At 46.5% G+C, this 1,765-nt stretch carries 1 protein-coding gene; it reads right to left on the reverse strand.

The genetic code is table 11. The features are described 5' to 3' along the window. Positions 1-253 precede the first annotated feature (253 nt). Positions 254-1,408 (reverse strand): alanine--glyoxylate aminotransferase family protein, encoded by a 1,155-nt coding sequence (locus tag AC805_RS04935; protein WP_055074382.1) that lies wholly within the window; start codon positions 1,406-1,408, stop codon positions 254-256. Positions 1,409-1,765 lie beyond the last annotated feature (357 nt).

The raw sequence follows: 1,765 nt of genomic DNA on the forward strand, positions 1-1,765 counted from the left end.
TATAGATAATTCAAATAAAAACTACAGCTTCGACTTCGCTCAGCTAGCTTACACCGAGGGCTGAGCGAAGTCGAAGCCCGTCTACAAGTTATTTAAAACAACTATAATTGGCGGCGCTTCGCGCCGCCAATTAATTCTTGGGTTTTGATTTGTCCTAATTCAAGTGACTGTAGCTATAATTACAAACTAAGAACCCGTAAATTTGCGCCCCGTAGGGGCGCAAATTTACGGGTTCTTAGCTACGCTATAGCCACTAGCCGTTCAGCACCTCGATCGCCGCTTTTACACCAGCGCCGTAGGTAAAGTCACTATAGCCGAGGGCAGAGATGGAAGCTTCCAACGCACTGATCGCCGTTAGAATATCGCGATCGCCCACAAAGCCAAGATGCCCGATGCGGAAGATCTTGCCATTGAGATGATCTTGACCACCTGCCATGACAATATCGAATTTCTTCTTGATCGTGGCGCGGATTTTTTCGGCATCAAGTCCTTCAGGGGGAACAACCGATGTAATCGAAGCGCTCGCCGCATCATCGGGAGCTAATAGCCCCAAATTCAGAGCCTTGATCGCCGCACGAGTAGCATCGCGATGGCGAAGATGACGCGCAAAAATATTTTCTAATCCTTCACGTTGCATGATTTCCAACGAAGCTTGTAATGCCATCACCATATTTACCGAAGTGGTAAAAGGAGTGGAATTTTTAGCCGCATCTTTACGAGCTTTACCTAGATCTAGATAGAACCTTGGCAAGTTGGCTGTTTTATAAGCTTCCCATGCCTTAGGGCTGACGGCGACAAATCCCAACCCAGGAGGAATCATGTAGCCTTTCTGTGAACCAGAACCAACGACATCCAATCCTAATTCATCAATGGCAACATTCATTGCCCCCAAGCTGGTCACCGCATCGACGATAATTAGCGCCTTTTCATGGGCTTTCACGTAACGGTTAATCGCCGCTAAATCGTTAAGAACGCCTGTCGAGGTTTCGCTGTGGGTAATGATAACCGCTTTAATTTCCTTATTGGTGTCGGCTTCTAATTTAACGCGAAAATCTTCAGGATCGAGGGCTTTGCCCCATTCAGCCTTAATAACTTCAGCATTTACGCCATAGGCTTGGCAGACTTCTACCCAACGTTCGCCGAATTTGCCGTTGTCTCCCACAAGGACGCGATCGCCTTTGCTTAAGAAATTAATGATGCCTGCTTCCATCGCACCCGTACCACTTACGGTGAGAATTAATACATCATTGGTAGTTTGGTGCAGCCACTTGAGCTTGGCAGTCACATCTGCCATGACCTTGCTAAAATCGCCGCTACGGTGTCCGATGGGAGCTTTTGCCAGTGCCAACAGAGCCTGTTCAGGCACAGGTGTTGGTCCTGGGATCATTAACATCAACTTATCTTCCATGAGTCGAAATCTTGTAATGCTTGATTAAATACTAGATCTAGTATTGTAACCATTAAACTGTCCCTAGAACCGATTAAAATCTTTAGCGCTTAAATCTAGATATCTCAAAATATCTCAAAAAGAATGAGGTGGTGCTAAACGCTACCTCATTCTTTTTGGGTGAAAGGCTGAAATCCTTGCTTGCATTGCAATAACCCCAATATAGAGAAGGGCGGCGCAAAGCGCCGCCCTTCTCTATTTGGTATAGCTACCGCCAGTTTTGTTAGGATAAAATCAAAACCCCAAAGAGAGTTGCCGCGCTCCGCGCGGCAACTCTCTTTGGGGTTTTATGTCCTGATACAGTTGGCGGCAGCTATA

Source organism: Pseudanabaena sp. 'Roaring Creek' (assembly GCF_001402795.1).
GTDB lineage: Bacteria > Cyanobacteriota > Cyanobacteriia > Pseudanabaenales > Pseudanabaenaceae > Pseudanabaena.

Bases quoted from the DNA above. Each gene is read 5' to 3' on its own strand.
- AC805_RS04935 (WP_055074382.1), bottom strand. From the start codon at position 1,408: ATGGAAGATAAGTTGATGTTAATGATCCCAGGACCAACACCTGTGCCT.